The 16783-nt window shown below is 63.6% G+C and carries 21 protein-coding genes; 8 read left to right on the forward strand and 13 right to left on the reverse strand.

Annotated features, from left to right (window positions below):
* Positions 1–51: 51 nt before the first annotated feature.
* The 3 genes from CF161_RS02540 to betC all read right to left on the reverse strand — a co-directional run bounded on the left by CF161_RS02540 (position 52) and on the right by betC (position 4234).
* Positions 52–1620, reverse strand: a complete 1569-nt coding sequence (locus CF161_RS02540) for a SulP family inorganic anion transporter (protein WP_020294985.1) — start codon at positions 1618–1620, stop codon at positions 52–54.
* A gap of 154 nt (positions 1621–1774) precedes the next feature.
* Positions 1775–2704 carry a choline ABC transporter substrate-binding protein gene (choX, locus tag CF161_RS02545; RefSeq protein ID WP_020294986.1) on the reverse strand — a complete coding sequence of 310 codons (930 nt, stop codon included), beginning with the start codon at positions 2702–2704 and terminating at the stop codon, positions 1775–1777.
* Between the two features lie 15 nt (positions 2705–2719).
* Positions 2720–4234 (reverse strand): choline-sulfatase, encoded by a 1515-nt coding sequence (betC, locus tag CF161_RS02550; RefSeq protein WP_020294987.1) that lies wholly within the window; start codon positions 4232–4234, stop codon positions 2720–2722.
* Positions 4235–4348: 114 nt separating this feature from the next.
* On the opposite strand from betC, the gene CF161_RS02555 reads away from it, so the two are divergent.
* Positions 4349–5299 carry a LysR family transcriptional regulator gene (locus CF161_RS02555; RefSeq protein ID WP_020294988.1) on the forward strand — a complete coding sequence of 317 codons (951 nt, stop codon included), beginning with the start codon at positions 4349–4351 and terminating at the stop codon, positions 5297–5299.
* Between the two features lie 20 nt (positions 5300–5319).
* Here CF161_RS02555 and CF161_RS02560 read toward each other — a convergent pair whose 3' ends face one another.
* On the reverse strand, positions 5320–5973 hold the full coding sequence (locus CF161_RS02560; RefSeq protein WP_020294989.1) for an NAD(P)-dependent oxidoreductase: 654 nt from the start codon (positions 5971–5973) through the stop codon (positions 5320–5322).
* A gap of 82 nt (positions 5974–6055) precedes the next feature.
* Here CF161_RS02560 and CF161_RS02565 point away from each other — a divergent pair, with 82 nt between their 5' ends.
* A complete protein-coding gene (locus tag CF161_RS02565; RefSeq protein ID WP_020294990.1) occupies positions 6056–6382 on the forward strand; it encodes a DOPA 4,5-dioxygenase family protein in 327 nt (108 codons plus the stop codon).
* Positions 6383–6461: 79 nt separating this feature from the next.
* On the opposite strand, the gene CF161_RS02570 is transcribed toward CF161_RS02565, so the two are convergent.
* From CF161_RS02570 to trpB, 3 genes are all read right to left on the reverse strand, one after another.
* Entirely contained in the window at positions 6462–6917 is a 456-nt protein-coding gene (locus tag CF161_RS02570; RefSeq protein ID WP_020294991.1) for an anti-virulence regulator CigR family protein, read from the reverse strand.
* Positions 6918–7036: 119 nt separating this feature from the next.
* Entirely contained in the window at positions 7037–7849 is an 813-nt protein-coding gene (gene trpA / locus CF161_RS02575; RefSeq protein WP_020294992.1) for a tryptophan synthase subunit alpha, read from the reverse strand.
* The gene (trpB, locus tag CF161_RS02580) at positions 7849–9084 is read right to left on the reverse strand and encodes a tryptophan synthase subunit beta (protein WP_020294993.1); all 1236 of its coding nucleotides are present in this window, start codon (positions 9082–9084) and stop codon (positions 7849–7851) included. The genes trpA and trpB overlap by 1 nt, the downstream gene beginning before the upstream one ends.
* Before the next feature lie 127 nt (positions 9085–9211).
* Here trpB and CF161_RS02585 point away from each other — a divergent pair, with 127 nt between their 5' ends.
* Positions 9212–10105 (forward strand): LysR family transcriptional regulator, encoded by an 894-nt coding sequence (locus tag CF161_RS02585; RefSeq protein ID WP_020294994.1) that lies wholly within the window; start codon positions 9212–9214, stop codon positions 10103–10105.
* Here CF161_RS02585 and CF161_RS02590 read toward each other — a convergent pair.
* The gene (locus CF161_RS02590) at positions 10102–10428 is read right to left on the reverse strand and encodes a YqjD family protein (protein ID WP_020294995.1); all 327 of its coding nucleotides are present in this window, start codon (positions 10426–10428) and stop codon (positions 10102–10104) included. The genes CF161_RS02585 and CF161_RS02590 overlap by 4 nt on opposite strands.
* A 155-nt stretch (positions 10429–10583) precedes the next feature.
* Here CF161_RS02590 and CF161_RS02595 point away from each other — a divergent pair, with 155 nt between their 5' ends.
* Both CF161_RS02595 and CF161_RS02600 read left to right on the forward strand, forming a co-directional pair.
* The gene (locus CF161_RS02595) at positions 10584–10799 is read left to right on the forward strand and encodes a dodecin (protein WP_020294996.1); all 216 of its coding nucleotides are present in this window, start codon (positions 10584–10586) and stop codon (positions 10797–10799) included.
* A 133-nt stretch (positions 10800–10932) separates the two neighbouring features.
* Positions 10933–11157, forward strand: a complete 225-nt coding sequence (locus tag CF161_RS02600; protein WP_020294997.1) for a DUF1161 domain-containing protein — start codon at positions 10933–10935, stop codon at positions 11155–11157.
* Positions 11158–11270: 113 nt separating this feature from the next.
* Here CF161_RS02600 and CF161_RS02605 read toward each other — a convergent pair whose 3' ends face one another.
* On the reverse strand, positions 11271–12272 hold the full coding sequence (locus tag CF161_RS02605) for an LLM class flavin-dependent oxidoreductase (RefSeq protein WP_020294998.1): 1002 nt from the start codon (positions 12270–12272) through the stop codon (positions 11271–11273).
* Positions 12273–12513: 241 nt separating this feature from the next.
* On the opposite strand from CF161_RS02605, the gene CF161_RS02610 reads away from it, so the two are divergent.
* Both CF161_RS02610 and CF161_RS02615 read left to right on the forward strand, forming a co-directional pair.
* Entirely contained in the window at positions 12514–12945 is a 432-nt protein-coding gene (locus tag CF161_RS02610) for an OsmC family protein (protein ID WP_020294999.1), read from the forward strand.
* A 183-nt stretch (positions 12946–13128) separates the two neighbouring features.
* Positions 13129–13362: a DUF1161 domain-containing protein gene (locus CF161_RS02615; RefSeq protein WP_020295000.1), complete on the forward strand. Its 234-nt coding sequence runs from the start codon at positions 13129–13131 to the stop codon at positions 13360–13362.
* Between the two features lie 11 nt (positions 13363–13373).
* Here CF161_RS02615 and CF161_RS02620 read toward each other — a convergent pair whose 3' ends face one another.
* Both CF161_RS02620 and CF161_RS02625 read right to left on the reverse strand, forming a co-directional pair.
* Positions 13374–13793, reverse strand: a complete 420-nt coding sequence (locus CF161_RS02620; protein WP_020295001.1) for a hypothetical protein — start codon at positions 13791–13793, stop codon at positions 13374–13376.
* 42 nt (positions 13794–13835) lie between these two features.
* Complete coding sequence (locus CF161_RS02625; RefSeq protein ID WP_020295002.1) at positions 13836–14249, reverse strand: hypothetical protein; 414 nt, start codon at positions 14247–14249, stop codon at positions 13836–13838.
* A gap of 59 nt (positions 14250–14308) precedes the next feature.
* Between CF161_RS02625 and CF161_RS02630 the strand changes: the two genes are divergently transcribed.
* Complete coding sequence (locus tag CF161_RS02630; RefSeq protein ID WP_043228460.1) at positions 14309–15385, forward strand: aminopeptidase; 1077 nt, start codon at positions 14309–14311, stop codon at positions 15383–15385.
* A 129-nt stretch (positions 15386–15514) separates the two neighbouring features.
* Here CF161_RS02630 and CF161_RS02635 read toward each other — a convergent pair whose 3' ends face one another.
* The gene (locus CF161_RS02635; protein WP_020295004.1) at positions 15515–16165 is read right to left on the reverse strand and encodes an HAD family hydrolase; all 651 of its coding nucleotides are present in this window, start codon (positions 16163–16165) and stop codon (positions 15515–15517) included.
* 31 nt (positions 16166–16196) lie between these two features.
* Positions 16197–16742 carry a gamma carbonic anhydrase family protein gene (locus CF161_RS02640; RefSeq protein WP_020295005.1) on the reverse strand — a complete coding sequence of 182 codons (546 nt, stop codon included), beginning with the start codon at positions 16740–16742 and terminating at the stop codon, positions 16197–16199.
* Between the last annotated feature and the right edge of the window lie 41 nt (positions 16743–16783).

Here is a 16783-nt window from a genome sequence, read left to right on the forward strand (position 1 = left end):
CGCGCGAGCAAGCTCGCTCGCCACAGGCAGCGTCCCCGTCACACCTTGGGCTCAATCTTCAAACAGGATCGGGCACTGCTGCGCTCCTTCGAGCTTGATCAACTCCTCTTTCACCGGTGCGCGGGCGCGGCGCAGGGTCAGGCTGCGATCCTGACGCCGCAGGCGTCGGGCCTCCTGGTGCAGCATTTCCACCCCCGAGTAATCGATGAAGTTGATGTGCTGGGCCTCGATCACCAGGCGTGGCGCGTGGCAGCGTTGCATGCGCACTTGCAGGTAGTGGCTGGCGCCGAAGAAGATCGAGCCGCCGACCCGCAGGATGTCCTCGTCGCCCTCGCGCCATTGCTGCACCCGCGGTTGCGAGGTGCGCTTGAGGTAGAAAAACAGCGACGCCAGGACCCCGGCATAAATCGCTGTTTGCAGCTCCAGAAGCAAGGTGGCGATGCAGGTCAGGCTCATCACCACGAACTCGGCGCGGCTGACCCGGAACAACGCGCGGATGCCCCGATGGTCCACCAGCCCCCAGCAGATCAGCAGGATGCTGCCCGCCATGGCCGGGATCGGAATATGGGCGATCAGCGACGCGCCACTCACGGCAAACAGCGCCACCCACAGTGCGGAAAACACCCCGGCCAGCGGTGAATGTGCGCCGGCTTCGTAGCTCAGGCCGGAGCGGGTAAATGAGCCGGACGACAGATAGCCGGAAAAGAATGCGCCGACGATATTCGACAGGCCCTGGGCGCGCACTTCCTGGTTGGCATCGAGCAATTGTTCGGAGCGGGCCGACAGTGAGCGGGCAATCGACAAACTGGTGACCAGCCCCAGCATCCCCACCGCCACGGCGCTGGGCAGCAGGCGCAGGATCATTTCCAGGTCCAGCGGCAGGGGGCTGAAGGGCGGCAGTTGGCCGACAAAGGCGCTGACCAGCTGCACATGGCCGAACAGCGCGGGCCACAGCCACACCACCAGGGCGCTGAGTACTAAAGTTATCAACAGGCTCGGCCAGCGGGGCAGCAGCAGTTTCAGCGCTACCCCCAGCAACAAGGTGCCCAGGCCGAGCAGCAACGAGGGTTTATCCACAGCGTCGAGGTGGCCCAGCAGTGAGAGCAGGCTGTTGAGGGCGGTGGCCTGGTTCGGCAGGTCCAGCCCCAGCAGGTTGGGCAATTGGCCGAGGGCGATCACCACGGCGGCGCCGAGGGTGAACCCCAGCACCACCGAGTGCGAGACGAAGTTCACCAGGGCGCCAAAGCGCAGCATGCCCAGCAGCCACTGGAACACCCCGGCCAGCAGGGTCAGCAACAGGATCAGGGTGATGTAGTCCTGGGACGCGGGCACCGCCAGCGGGCTGACACTGGCATAGAGCACGATGGAAATGGCCGCCGTCGGGCCGCAGATCAAGTGCCAGGAAGAGCCCCAGAGGCAGGCGATCAGCACCGGCACTATGGCGGCATACAGGCCGTACTCCGGCGGCAGGCCGGCGATCAGGGCGTAGGCGATGGATTGCGGCAGGGCCAGGATGGCGCCGCTCAGCCCTACCAACAGATCACGTCCGACGCTGGCGCGGGTTTGCCGAGGCAGCCAGCTCAGGAAGGGAAAGAGTGAATGGCGGTTGGGCCAGGCCATGGTTCCTCGCGGGTGGATTGATTCAAGGGCGTCAGGGTAAAGCATTGCCCAGGCGCTTGCCCAAGGATGGCGCGCGCCCCGGGTGCCTACCCGGCCTGCACTGGCCGGGATGGGGACGCCGCAGCCTGAAGCACCGGCCTCCCCATCCAGCCCCCTACAGCTTGGCCTTCACCGCCGCCAGCGCATCCTTGCCGTCGAGGGTCTTCACCCCGTCGAGCCAGGTGTCCAGCACCGCCGGGTTGGCCTTGATCCAGGCCTTGGCCGCATCCGCATTGCTGACCTTGTTGTTGGCCACCTCGGACATGATGCTGTTCTCCATTTCCTGGGTGAAGCTCAGGTTGCTCAGCAACTTGCCGACGTTCGGGCAGGCCTGTGCATAACCTTTGCGGGTCAGGGTGTAGACGCTGCCGGTGTCGCCGAAATACTTCTCGCCGCCCTTGAGGTAGTGCATTTTCAGCTGCACGTTCATCGGGTGCGGGGTCCAGCCGAGGAAGGTCACGAACTTCTGTTTCTTCACGGCCCGCGACACTTCCGCCAGCATCGCCTGCTCGCTGGACTCCACCAGCTTCCACTGGCCGAGGTTGAAGTCATTCTTCTTGATGATCTCCTGCAGCGAGATATTGGCCGGCGCGCCGGAGCCGATGCCGTAGATCTTCTTCTCGACGTCCTTGGGGTGCGCCTCGGCGTAGGTGTTCAGGTCGGCAAAGTCGTGCACCCCTGCGTCCCACACGTAATCCGGCACGGCCAGGGTGAACTCGGTGCCGTCGAGGTTCTTCGCCAGCTGGGTGACATCACCGGTGGCCACGAACTTGTCGTAGAAGCCTTGCTGCGCCGGCATCCAGTTGCCGAGGAACACATCCACCTGGCCGTCCTTGAGACCGCCAAAGGTGATCGGCACCGCCAGGGTATCGACCTTGGCCTTGTAGCCCATGCCGCTCAACAGGAACCCGGTGATGGCGTTGGTCGCGGCGATGTCGCTCCAGCCCGGATCGGCCATTTTCACCGTCTCGCACTGATCGGCCCGGGCCGACGCACTGCCCAGGGCCAGGAGGCCGATGACGACTGCTGTGGATAACCTTTGCATGCTCTTCCCCTTACGTTATTGGTTTTGGCAGGGTTGTGGATAACGAGCCTTGCGCTCCAGATCGTCGAGGTCGATGTGGTTACGCATGTATTGCTGACTGGCATCGACCAGTGGCTGGTGGTCCCAGCTCTTCAGCTTGCCCACGGTCAGCGCGCTGGCGACGAAACGCCGACGCCGCTGGCTGGCGAGTACCTGTTGCCGGATCAGCGGGATATTCCACTTGGCTCGGGCTTCGGCGAGGAAGGCCTCGAACAGCGGCCGATGTTGCGGCGACTGGCTGAGTTCTTCGAGCTCGCGGGGGTCGTTGGCTACATCGAAGAGTAGGCACGGGTCGTCTTCGCTGTAGATGAATTTATAGGCACCGCGGCGGATCATCATCAGCGGGCTGATGGTGCCTTCGGCCATGTATTCGCCAAAGACCTCGTCGTGCCCGCCCTGCCCTTGCAGGTGCGGCACCAGCGAACGGCCGTCCAGGGGCAGGCCCGGTTCCAGCTCGCCGCCGGCCAGTTCCACCAGGGTCGGCAGCAGGTCGGCGGTGGAGACCGCCGCGCTGACCCGCCCGGCGGGGAACTGCCCGGGGGCGCTGACCAGCAGCGGCACCCGCGCGGCCATCTCGAACCAGTGCATTTTGTACCAGAGCCCGCGCTCGCCGAGCATGTCGCCATGGTCGCCGGAGAACACAATGATGGTGTCGTCGATCAGCCCCGTGTCCTCCAGGGTCTGCAGGAGTTTGCCGACGTTGCTGTCGATATAGCTGCACGCGCCGAAGTAGGCGCGGCGGGCGTCGCGAATCTTATCCACAGGCAGCGGCTTGTCCCACAGGTCGTAGACCTTGAGCAGGCGCTGGGAATGGGGATCCTGGCTGCTCTGTGGCGGCGTTTGCGGCAGCGGAATCTCGTCATCGCGGTACAGGTCCCAGAAGGCTTTGGGAATGGTGTACGGGTCGTGGGGGTGGGTCATGGACACGGTGAGGCAGAACGGCTGGTCGCCGTCTTCGCGGATATGGTCGAACAGGTACTGCTGGGCCTTGAACACCACCTCTTCATCGAAATCCAGCTGGTTGGTGCGCACGCAGGGCCCGGCCTGCAGCACCGAGGACATGTTGTGGTACCAGCTGGGCCGCACATCCGGCTCATCCCAGTTCACCGCCCAGCCATAGTCGGCGGGGTAGATATCGCTGGTCAGGCGCTCTTCATAACCGTGCAACTGGTCCGGGCCGCAGAAGTGCATCTTGCCCGACAGCGCGGTGCGGTAGCCGAGGCGGCGCAGGTAATGGGCGTAGGTCGGGACATCCGCGGGAAAGTCCGCAGCGTTGTCGTAGGCGCCGATCTTGCTCGGCAACTGGCCGCTGACCAGGGTGAAACGCGAGGGCGCGCACAGCGGGCTGTTGCAGTACGCGGCGTCGAACACCACGCCTTGAGCGGCGAGGCGACTGAGAGTGGGCAGCTTGATGGGCGAGGAACCGTAGAACGGCAACATTGGCGCGGCCATTTGATCGGCCATGATGAAAAGAATGTTCTTGCGCTTCATGTCTTCGCGGCATTCCATAGTAAACAGTTATGCGAAAGTGCTGCGATCGAGCATGTATCCCATGCATTTTGCGGTAAAGCCCATGCCGGGCAATGACTAGGATAAGTACAGCTTATGTATGAAGCGCTCGGGGACCTGTCCCTTGATCTGTTTCGCGCCTTTGAAACCGCCGCCCGCCTGCGCAGCTTTACGGCGGCGGCGGTGGAGCTGGGCACCACCCAGCCGGCCATCAGCCAGCAGATCAAACGCCTGGAAGAGCAACTGGGCACCCGGCTGTTCGACCGCATCTACCGTGGCATCGAGTTGACCGAGGCCGGGGCGACGCTGTTCGAGCAGGTGCAGGACGGCTTGCAGAGCATCGACGCCGGCTTGAGCGCGATCAGCACCCAGCATCAGCACGAGGTGCTGCAGGTGGCCACCGACTTTGCCTTCGCCGCCTACTGGCTGATGCCGCGCCTGCACCGGTTCCACCAGGCCAACCCCCAGGTGGATGTCAGCCTGGTGACCAGCGAACGCAGCCACACCATGCTGCGCAGCGATATCGATGTGGCGGTGCTGTTTGGCGACGGGCGTTTCAAGCAGGGCACCAGCCATTGGCTGTTCAGCGAGGAAGTGTTCCCGGTGTGCAGCCCGCTGCTGCTCAAGGAGCAGGCCGCGCCCTTGCCCCTAACGGCGTTGCTGGAGATGCCCCTGCTGCATCTGCGCGGGGAAAACAGCAGCCACTGGTTCGACTGGAGCGGGGTGTTTCGCGAGCTGGGGATCGCCACGCCTCCAGCTCCCGGGCAGTTGCGTTTCGATAACTACACCCTGCTGATCCAGGCGGCGATCGGCGGTCAGGGCGTGGCCATCGGTTGGCGGCACCTTGTGGATAACTTGCTGGCCCAGGGTTTGCTGTGTCGGCCGATCAGCGAAACCGTGATGTCCCGCTACGGCTATTACGTGGTGTTGCCGCAACGCAAACGGCGCGCGGCCCTGATCCAGCGCTTCGTCGACTGGCTGATGCTCGAGCAGGCCAGCAGCGCCCAGTCACTGACCGGTATGGCGCTGCCGTCGATCGCGGTGTGAGGCCCGGCGTGCGCCCTGCCCTAGCTGACAAATTGCACATGCTCACGCAGGTGCAGGTTCAGCCGCAGTTCATCGGCGATCCCGATCGCCACGCTGTTGAGTCGCTGCAGGGGGTCCGCGAGCCCCGGCTCCAGGCTGCTGCTGACCTGGCTGAAATGCTCGATGCCAAGGCCCGGCACACCGCGTGGCGCGTTGACCAGGGTCCAGCGCAAGGTACTGGTCTGCAACGCCTCGAGGATTTCCTGGGCGGCGTGATGCTGCAACGGGTCGCGGGCTTGAGTGCTGTCGAGCACCTCGAAATCGCCGACCACGAACAGGCGCTGCACCTGGCCCGCCTGCATCCCGGCAATCAAGGCATCGATGGCCCGGACCTGCTCCAGGGAATCGCAGATGCGCAGCTTTTCCACCTGCTCGGTGCCCATGGGCAGGCCGGGCGCGTCCAGCAGGCAGACCACCAGATCGCCGCCGGCAACACTTTGCTTGACCCGTTCGGGGTCGAACAGGTCACCGCTCTTGGTGCGCAGGCCGGGGCGCGGCGCGAGGGCGGTGAGGTCGTCGAGGATGGCAATGACTTCATGCTGGCGGCGCAGGAATTCGGCCATCAGCGCACTGCCCAGGCTACTCATGGCACCATAGAGCACCAGTTTGATCACCGGGGTTTCGGCATTTTTCATGGCGCAGCTTCCTTCTTTCCACAGGTATGAGGTGTGACCTGTGGCGGGTCGCAAGGGTTCGACTTTGTCGCGAGGGGTTTTGATGCAACGAATCAAGGGTTATCACGCCCACGTCTATTTTGACGCCAGCACCATCGACCAGGCGCGCAGCCTGTGCGAGCAGGCGGCGCAGTTGTTTTCATTGAAGATGGGCCGGGTTCACGAACGCCCGGTGGGTCCGCATCCGGACTGGAGCTGCCAGCTGGCCTTCGAACCGCAGTACCTGGGCGTGGTGCTGCCGTGGCTGGCGCTGAACCGCAAGGGGCTGGTGGTGTTTTTGCACCCGGACACCGGCGATGACCTGGTCGACCACACCGACCATGCGATCTGGATGGGCGCGATGCGGCCGCTGGATCTGTCGGGGTTTTAGGCGCAGCAGGCCTGCAAGCCGCTTATCGGCTTGCAGGCACTGGGCAGGGGATGGACGTCAGCGATTGGACAAAAAACGATCAGTTGAGCACGCCATCGAGAATCTCGTAGACGATGCCTGAGCCAATGGCGATCAACACCACGTCACCGCCCATGCGTCGCCATTCGTAGCCCTGGTAGTACGGCAGGTGGGCCAGGGCGCGGTTGTCCAGGCGCTCGCCGTAATAGCCCCGTGGCAACGGCTGGCCACGCACCAGGTGCACGCCCGGTGGCGGCGGCGCGCCCCGCACGAAGTAACCGTGGTTATCGCGGATGGTCTGGCGCACCGGGCCGAAATCCCTGGGTGGCGCGCCGCGATGATCATTCTGCGGGCCGCGATGCTCTTCGCCACGGTTGTCCCGCTGGCCCTGTGGCGGGCCGCCACGATCACCGCCGCGATCGTTGTCACCCCGTTGATCGGCCATGACGTTCAGCATCGGGCCGGCACTGAGCATCAGCACACCGAGACCGGCAATCAGGCGTTTGGGCATTTTCATCAGGTCTTCCTCACAGCGAGCAACAAAAAGGGGTAGGCAACCTGAGCTGCCTACCCCTGGGTCTTGCTATTTAGTCTGTGACTTGGGGTGCTAATTCCTCTGTATCAGGAACTTTACCTTCAGCTGACCCGCGCTTTACCTATGCCTTCGGCCAGGGAGGCGCACAGGCTGAGCACGCCATCGACAGCCTGCTCGGGGGTGGTGGCGTTGGCGATCTGGTCGATCAGCGCCGAGCCCACCACCACGCCGTCGGCGAGGCGGGCGATGGCCGCGGCCTGCTCCGGGGTACGGATGCCGAAACCGATGCTGATCGGCAAATCGGTGTGGCGACGCAGACGGGTCACGGCTTCTTCGACGTGCTCCAGGGTCGCTGCGCCGGCCCCGGTCACGCCGGCCACCGAGACGTAGTAGACGAAGCCGGAACTGCCGTTGAGCACCTTCGGCAGGCGCGCATCGTCGGTGGTCGGCGTGGTCAGGCGGATAAAGTCGATGCCTGCAGCCTGGGCCGGGTCGCACAGCTCGCTGTTATGTTCCGGCGGCATGTCGACCACGATCAGGCCATCGACCCCGGCAGCCTTGGCGTCGGCAATGAAGCGCGGCACGCCGTAGTGGTGGATCGGGTTGAAATAACCCATCAGCACCAGCGGGGTTTCACTGTTGCCTTCACGGAACTCGCGAACCATCTGCAGGGTTTTCGCCAGGTTTTGCTTGGCGTCCAGGGCGCGGATATTGGCCAGCTGGATCGCCGGGCCGTCGGCCATCGGGTCGGTGAAGGGCATGCCCAGCTCGATCACGTCGGCACCGGCGGCGGGCAAGCCCTTGAGGATCGCCAGCGAGGTGTCGTAGCCCGGGTCGCCGGCGGTGATAAAGGTCACCAGGGCAGCGCGGTTTTGTTGCTTAAGCTCGGCAAAGCGCGTTTGCAGGCGGCTCATCAGTGTTTCTCCTGCTGGGATTTTTCTTGTTGAGAGCTTTCCATATGGTGCATCACGGTCTGCATGTCTTTGTCGCCACGGCCCGACAGGTTGACCACCATCAGGTGATCCTTGGGCAGGGTCGGTGCGCGTTTGAAGACTTCAGCCAGGGCATGGGCGCTTTCCAGGGCCGGGATGATGCCTTCTAGGCGGCAGCACTGGTGGAAGGCGGCCAGGGCTTCGTCGTCGGTCACCGAGGTGTACTGGACGCGGCCGATGTCGTGCAACCAGGCGTGCTCGGGGCCGATGCCCGGGTAGTCGAGGCCGGCGGAAATCGAGTGGGCGTCGATGATCTGGCCATCGTCGTCCTGCAGCAGGAAGGTGCGGTTGCCGTGCAGCACGCCCGGCACCCCGCCGTTGAGGCTGGCGGCGTGCTTGCCGGTTTCAATGCCGTAGCCGGCGGCTTCGACGCCGATGATTTCGACGCTGTTGTCGTCGAGGAACGGGTGGAACAGGCCCATGGCGTTGGAACCGCCACCGATGCACGCCACCAGGCTGTCCGGCAGGCGGCCTTCCTGGGCTTGCAGCTGTTCACGGGTTTCCTTGCCGATCACGGCCTGGAAGTCGCGGACCATGGCCGGGTACGGGTGCGGGCCGGCCACGGTGCCGATCAGATAGAAGGTGCTGTCGACATTGGTGACCCAGTCGCGCAGGGCTTCGTTCATCGCGTCCTTCAGGGTGCCGGTGCCGGCGACGACCGGGATCACCTCGGCCCCCAGCAGCTTCATGCGGAACACGTTGGCCTGCTGGCGCTCGATGTCGGTGGTGCCCATGTAGATCACGCAGTCCAGGCCGAAGCGCGCGGCCACGGTGGCGGTGGCCACGCCGTGCATGCCGGCGCCGGTCTCGGCGATGATGCGTTTCTTGCCCATGCGCCGGGCCAGGAGGATCTGGCCGATGCAGTTGTTGATCTTGTGCGCGCCGGTGTGGTTCAGCTCTTCGCGCTTGAGGTAGATCTTGGCGCCGCCGCAGTGCTCGGTCAGGCGTTCGGCGAAGTACAGCGGGCTCGGACGGCCGACGTAATCGCGCTGGAAGTAGGCCAGTTCCTTGAGGAAGGCCGGATCTTCCTTGGCGATTTCATACTCGCGGGCCAGGTCGAGGATCAGCGGCATCAGGGTTTCTGCCACGTAGCGGCCGCCGAACGAGCCAAACATGCCGTTGGTGTCAGGACCGTTGCGCAAAGGGGTCTGGGTCATCGGAAGCTCCCGGTGAAGGTCAAAAGAGTGAATGGCTGCGAAGACAATGGCGCTCACTCTACCCCTGACATGCCAGGCTGAAAACCGATAAGATCGCCGCAACCTGTCAGGAAAACTCACAGATACCATGAGCCACGACCTTCCTCCGCTGAATGCCCTCAGGGCCTTTGAAGCCACCGCCCGCCTCGGCAGCGTCAGCCAGGCGGCCGAACAGCTGCACGTCACCCATGGCGCGGTCAGCCGGCAGTTGAAAGTGCTGGAAGAGCACCTAGGGCTGAGCCTTTTCATCAAGGACGGGCGTGGCCTTAAACTCACAGATGCCGGGGTGCGCCTGCGCGATGCCAGCAGCGACGCCTTTGAGCGGCTGCGCACGGTCTGCGCCGAATTGACCCAGGGTGGCGCCGACGCGCCGTTTGTCCTGGGGTGCTCCGGCAGCCTGCTGGCGCGCTGGCTGATCCCGCGTCTGGGGCGGCTGAACGCCGACCTGCCGGACCTGCGCCTGCACCTGTCAGCCGGCGAAGGCGATCTCGACCCGCGGCGCCCGGGGCTGGATGCGCTGCTGGTGTTCGCCGAGCCGCCGTGGCCGGCGGACATGCAGGTCTACGAACTGGCCAGCGAGCGCATCGGTCCGGTCATGAGCCCACGTTTCGCCGGCTACGAGCAGCTGCGTCGACAGCCGCCCGCCGCCCTGCTTGACCAGGCCTTGCTGCAAACCACCTCGCGGCCCCAGGCGTGGCCCAGTTGGGCACGGCAAAACGGCCTCGATGCCCAGGCATTGAAGTACGGACAGGGGTTTGAGCATTTGTATTATTTGCTGGAGGCGGCGGTGGCCGGGCTGGGGGTGGCGATTGCGCCAGAGCCGCTGGTGGCCGAGGACTTGCGGGCGGGTCGCCTGGTTGCCCCGTGGGGTTTTGGTGAAACCTCGGGGCAACTGGCGTTGTGGCTACCCAAGCGCGCCGCGGATGGGCGCGCCCGGCAACTGGCGCAGTGGCTCAGGAATGAGCTGCGCCAGGCAACTTAATCGCCGCGTTTGCACAACAGATAAGCCGCCAGCAGGCCCAGGGCGCCGACCGCGACACCGGCGGTGGTCCAAGGGTGTTCCTGGGCGTAATCGCGGGTGGCGATCCCGGTTTCGCGGGTCTTCACTTTGACTTCTTCATAAGCATCGCTGAGCAGGCTGCGGGAGTGTTTCAGCGCGCTCTCGGCGTTGGTTTTCAGGGCCTTGAGGGTTTTGCGCGACTCGTCAGACGCGTCGTCCTTGAGGCTTTCCAGAGACTTGAGCAGGCTCGAGATCTCCGCTTCCATACTTTCCAGTGAGGCTTTACGTAACGAGTTGTTAGCCATGTCGGCTCTCCTGCATGGTTGATGAGTGGCATGTGTAGGTTCCGACTACAGCGCTTGGCGAAAGTGCAGTTAATCTGAACTTTGCCGTGTGCCATGCACCGAAAGTGATAAGAAAAATCACTGCTAGGCTGTATTCAAACCTTAAGGAGCACGCCATGACTGACCATCACACGTACAAAAAAGTCGAACTCGTCGGTTCGTCCCCTTCCAGCATCGAAGACGCCATCAACAACGCGTTGGCCGAGGCCAGCAAAAGCATCAAGCACCTGGAGTGGTTCGAAGTGATCGACACCCGGGGCCATATCAAGGACGGCAAGGCGGCGCATTTCCAGGTAACGCTCAAGGTTGGCTTTCGTATTGCCAATAGTTGAGGGCTTGGACTAGGCTCTTGAACTTGTGCGCTGGCCGATTGCCATAGGAAATGGCAAAGCGCTACAGCTGTCTTGAGCCTGAGAAAGGCTGGCGCAGATGCTTACCTTTTGATCCGACCAGGGAATGTGACCGATGAAGAAACTAATTTTGGCAGCAGCATTGTTCAGCCTCGCGGGAACAGCCCTTGCCGCAGGCAAGCCGTGCGAAGAGCTGAAAAGCGAAATCGCCGCGAAGATCGACGCCAAAGGCGCCACCCACTACACACTCGAAGTCGTGGACAAAGGCGCAGCGGCTGACGGCAAAGTGGTAGGTTCCTGCGAAGCCGGCACCAAGGAAATCGTCTACAAGCGTGGTTGAGACGTGGTAGACGCAGATTGAAAAAACCGACGCCATGGCGTCGGTTTTTTTATGCCTGGGAGATCGGCCGGTGCGAGCTAGCGCAACAGCGCCGCCCTACCCGCCAAGGCCCTTCAGCCCTTCATCACCTGCGCCAGCAGCTCATAGGAGTGCAGGCGATCGGCGTGTTCATACAGGTCGCAGGTGAAGATCAGCTCGTCGGCCCCGGTCTGTTCGATCAGCACTTCAAGCTTGGCGCGGATTTTCGCCGGGCTGCCGACCATGGCCAGGCCGAGGAAGCTTGCCACCGCTTCTTTCTCGTGGGGCAGCCACAGGCCGTCCATGGTTTTCACCGGGGCGCGCTGCACCAGGCTCTGGCCGCGCATCAGCGCGAGGATGCGCTGGTACACCGAGGTCGCCAGGTAATCGGCCTGCTCGTCGGTATCGGCCGCCACCAGAGGCACGCCGAGCATCACGTAAGGCTTGTCGAGCACGGCCGACGGTTTGAAGTGGTTGCGGTACACGCGAATCGCTTCATGCATGTAGCGCGGCGCGAAATGCGAAGCGAAGGCATAAGGCAGGCCGCGTTCACCGGCCAATTGCGCGCTGAACAGGCTGGAGCCCAGCAGCCAGACCGGAACCTGGGTGCCCGTGCCCGGCACCGCGATCACCCGTTGCTCCGGGGTGCGTGGGCCGAGGTAGGCCATCAGCTCGGCCACATCCTCGGGGAAGTCGTCGGCGCTGCCGGAGCGCTCGCGGCGCAGGGCCCGGGCGGTCATCTGGTCGGAGCCGGGGGCGCGGCCCAGGCCCAGGTCGATCCGGCCGGGGTACAGGCTTTCGAGGGTGCCGAACTGCTCGGCAATCACCAGCGGCGCATGGTTGGGCAGCATCACCCCACCGGAACCGACGCGGATGGTCGAAGTGCCGCCGGCCAGGTAACCCAGCAGCACCGAGGTCGCGGAACTGGCGATGCCATCCATGTTGTGGTGTTCCGCCACCCAGAAGCGGTTATAGCCGAACTTCTCGACGTGTTGCGCCAGATCCAGGGAGTTTCGCAGGGACTGCGCGGGGCTGCCGTCGGCGCGCACCGGCACCAGGTCGAGGGTGGAAAACTTGACGTCGGACAGTGGTTTCATAAGCCTGCTTCTCCAAAGGGCGTGCAGGCTTTTGTCATGAACCAAAACCTGCCGAATTTAATAAGCCAGGTCTATGCAATGTGGGCATATACCCGAGTTTCAATAGCCAGCTTGAATTTGCCGCCCTGATCGGTGGTGAAATCAGACAGGATGAACTTTGTCCGGCCTTCTATCCTCAGAACCCTGTGTAGCGCAAACCCGTTGGGCGCGAATTCTCGCGCTCGATCTTGAGGAGACAGAGATGAGTATCAAAAAGAAAGCCTCGGCTCATTGGGAAGGTGATCTGAAAACCGGTATCGGTTCGATTTCGACCGAAACCGGCGTCTTGCGTGAAGCGCCCTACGGCTTCAAGGCGCGTTTTGAAGGGGGCAAAGGCACCAACCCGGAAGAACTGATCGGCGCGGCCCATGCCGGCTGCTTCTCCATGGCCTTTTCCATGATCCTCGGCGACGCCGGGCTCAAGGCCGATGCCATCGACACCACCGCCGAAGTGACCCTGGACCAGGTGGACGGCGGTTTTGCGATCACCGCGGTGCACCTGATTCTCAAGGCCAAGATCCCGGGCGCGACCCAGCAGCAGTTCGATGAACTGAGCCGCAAGGCCAAGGAAGGGTGCCCGGTGTCCAAGGTGCTCAATGCCAAGATCAGCCTGGACGCCACGCTGATCAGCTGACCTGTGCCGCTCCCGGGGGCGCGCGCCGGCATGCTCGGCGAGCTACCCGGGGCGGGCCTGGCCAGCCAGAGCAGTGAGCCGCAGGTGCGCCGCGTCAGAACTCGGTTCTGCGAAATGTGGTCGAATGAGTGACTGCGGCTTCAGTCCATGACCATGGGCGCTGCAGCAAGGGAGCTCCACATCATGAAACGTTTTGCCTTGGCGGTTGTTTGTTGCGCGTTGGCCACATCGGCCCTGGCGGCACCCAAGCCCTGCGATGAACTCAAGGCCGAGATCGAAGCCAAGATCCAGGCCCAGGGGGTGGCGTCCTACACCCTGGAAATCGTCACCAATGACGAAGTCCACGACAACAACATGGTGGTCGGCAGCTGTGAAAACGGCACCCGCAAGATCATCTATCAAAAGAACGATCGCTGAAGCCTTCAGCCTCAGGGCACGCAGTTGACCATGCGGTCTTCGGCGACCAGCTGGCGCTGGGCGTCGTATAGCCGCGCGCTGGCGTTGAAGCCCAGGGAGCGGGCCTCCAGCCGATAGCGCTGGCCGGCCTGGAAGTGGTCGTAGCGCACGGTCAGGTAGCACAGGCGCTCCGAGGTGCCGGTCATCATGCCCATGCCGCCGGAATAGATCTCGAAATCGAAACGTACCGTCAGCTCGTGGCTGCCCGGGGTGACCTGGAAGTAGCGCCCGTCGGGCAAACGCTGCTGGTCCAGGCGCTCGGCCATCACCAGCTTGCCGCCCGGCGCGGGGGCGGCCAGGTCGACCCAGGCCTGTTGCGGGTCGACGTTGGGCAAGGGGCTGGAACAGGCACAAAGGCTGGCCAGGGAGGCAACGAGCAAAAGTTGGCGCATGAGGGTGGCCGCATCAGCGAAAGACCTCAAGCATAGCGCCGATCAGGTTCGCTGGCAGCCTGCCGGTTGGCCCATGCCGACGACGTTGCGTTGTTCGTCATACAGCTTGGCCCAGGGCCGGAAGCCGATATTCCCGGCTTGCACCTGATAACGCTGGCCGGCGTTGAAGTCCTTGAATTTCAGACTCAGCTGGCAGTCGCGCCACAGCGGCTCTGCGTCCGGCCCGATATTGGTCGGCTGCACCGCGAACTGATAACGCAGGGTCAGCTCATGGCTGCCGGGCGCCACCTCGAAGTAGCGTTTGTCACCGGCGGCCTTTTCGTCGACCTCCAGGGCCTGCAGGGTGGTGTCGCGGTGGGGGTTGAGGTCGATCCAGGCTTGTGCCGGATCCGGCTCGGGCAGGCTGGCGCAGCCACCCAGGGCGAGCAGGCCAGTGGTCAACAGCAATGCGCGCATAGCGAAACTCCAGGCAGGCGAGATAGTCTTGCGAACCGATTCTCGACGGATGATTCGATTTGATTAGGCCGCGTTCAAGCCATGGGTTACTTGATCCTCTTTTGCGCCTTTTGTTTCCGGCCCTGATGCTTTTGTTGCTCAACGGTTGCGCCAGCGTCGGTTATTACGGCCAGCTCGCCAGCGGTCAATGGCAGTTGTTGCGGGCCCGCACCCCGGTGGCCGAGGTGGTCGCCGACCCGGCCCGCGACCCGCAGTTGCGGGCGCACCTGGCGCAATCGCAGCAGGCCAGGGCCTTCGCCAGCGAGCACCTGCACCTGCCGGACAACCAGAGTTACCGCCTGTACGCCGATATCGGCCGGCCCTATGTGGTGTGGAACGTGTTCGCCACCCCGGAGTTTTCCCTGCACGCGCAAACCCATTGCTTCCCGATTGCCGGGTGCGTGGCCTATCGCGGCTACTACAACCAGGGTGCTGCTCGCGGGGCGGCGGCCCTGTTGCAACAGCAAGGCATGGATGTGGCGGTGAGTGGGGTCGAGGCGTATTCGACCCTGGGCTGGTTCAGCGACCCGATCATCAGTTCGATGATGCATTGGGGCGACGAGCGCCTGGCGACCCTGATCTTCCACGAGCTGGCGCACCAGCGGTTTTACGTGCAGGACGACACCGAGTTCAATGAGTCCTTTGCCACCTTCGTCGAGCAACAGGGCACCCGGCAGTGGCGGGCCTACCGCGGCTTGCCCCCGGCCAGCGAAGCCCAGGTGCAGCAGCATGAACAATTTATCCAGTTGCTCCTCGATACCCGGCAACGCCTGGAGCAGCTGTACGCCCAGGCGTTGCCGGCCGAGCAGATGCGGGAGCGCAAGGCGGCGCAATTCGAGCAACTGCGTCAGGATTATCGGCAACTGCGCGACAGCCAATGGCACGGCGACCGGCGCTACGACGCCTGGATCAACGCCCCGATCAACAATGCCCGGCTGCTGCCCTTCGGCCTCTACGACCAATGGGTGCCAGCCTTTGCCGCCCTGTTCAAGCAGGTGGGCGGCGACTGGCCGGCCTTCTATGAGGCGGTGCAAACCCTGGGTAAACGCCCGCCGGCCGAGCGCAAGGCAGAGCTGCGGCGCTTGGCCCAACGCTAAGGCGCCAGAGGCTTTGTGCCGAGGGGCGGAACTCCGGGCGTTTGGTGGCGAGGGAGCTTGCTCCCGTACGGCTGCGCAGCGGCCGTCATCAGGCCACTGCGGTGTATCAGGCCGATTGCCTGTACAGGCTTAGGGACGCAAAAACGCCTGATGCAATTGGTCCAGGGTCTGGAAGTGATAGGCCGGCGCTTCGGCAGTCAGTTCCTCGTGGCTGCCAAAGCCGTAGCCCACTGCCGCCGCGTCCAGGCCGTTGCGCCGGGCGCCGATCAGGTCGTGCTTGCGGTCGCCAATCATCAGGGTGTTCGCCGGATCCAGGCGTTCCTGTTCCAGCAAATGGGCGATCAGCTCGACTTTGTCGGTGCGGGTGCCGTCCAGCTCGCTGCCGTAGATCACCTTGAAGTGCTTGGCAAAATCGAAATGGCGGGCGATTTCCCGGGCGTATACCCAGGGCTTGGAGGTCGCGATATACAGCTGCCGGCCCTGGCCGCTCAAGGTTTCGAGCAACGGTGTGACGCCGTCGAACACCCGGTTCTCATACAGGCCGGTGACCTTGAAGCGCTCGCGATAGAAGTTCAATGCCTCCCAGGCCCGGGCCTCGTCGAAGTCGTAGAACTGCATGAAGGCCTGCAACAGTGGCGGGCCGATGAAGTGTTCGAGTCGGGTCAGGTCCGGTTCGTCGATGCCCAGTTTGCTCAGGGCGAACTGGATCGAACGGGTAATGCCTTCACGCGGGTCGGTCAGGGTGCCATCGAGGTCGAATAGAACGGTCTGGTAATGCATGGGGTTTCCTGGGCAAGGGGTCAGGGGGCGTTCAAGGCAGGTGGTAGCCTTCGGCCAGGTGCAGGTCCTTGAGTTTTACGTAATTGGCGGCGCTGTAGGTGAAGAAGGCGCGCTCCTTGTCGGTCAGGGCCCGCACTTGTTTCACCGGGCTGCCGACATACAGGAAGCCGCTTTCCAGCTGCTTGCCCGGGGGCACCAGGCTGCCGGCGCCGATGATCACCTCGTCGGCCACCCGGGCGCCGTCCATGACGATGCTGCCCATGCCGATCAGCACCCGGCTGCCGATGGTGCAGCCGTGCAGCATGACTTTGTGGGCGATGGTCACGTCATCGCCGATCAGCAGCGGGAAGCCGTCGGGGTTGAACGGGCCGGCATGGGTGATGTGCAGCACGCAACCGTCCTGCACGCTGGTGCGTTGGCCGATGCGGATGCGGTGCATGTCGCCACGGATCACGGTCAGAGGCCAGATCGAGCTGTCGCTGCCGATCTCGACGTCGCCGATCACCACCGCCGAGTGGTCGACGAAGGCCCGTTCACCGAGGGTCGGCGTGTGCTGCTGATAGGTGCGAATGGCCACGTGGGGTTGCCTCTCTGACATTTATTAATGGGGTCGATAGC

It is taken from the genome of Pseudomonas sp. CF161, from assembly GCF_000416215.1.
GTDB lineage: Bacteria > Pseudomonadota > Gammaproteobacteria > Pseudomonadales > Pseudomonadaceae > Aquipseudomonas.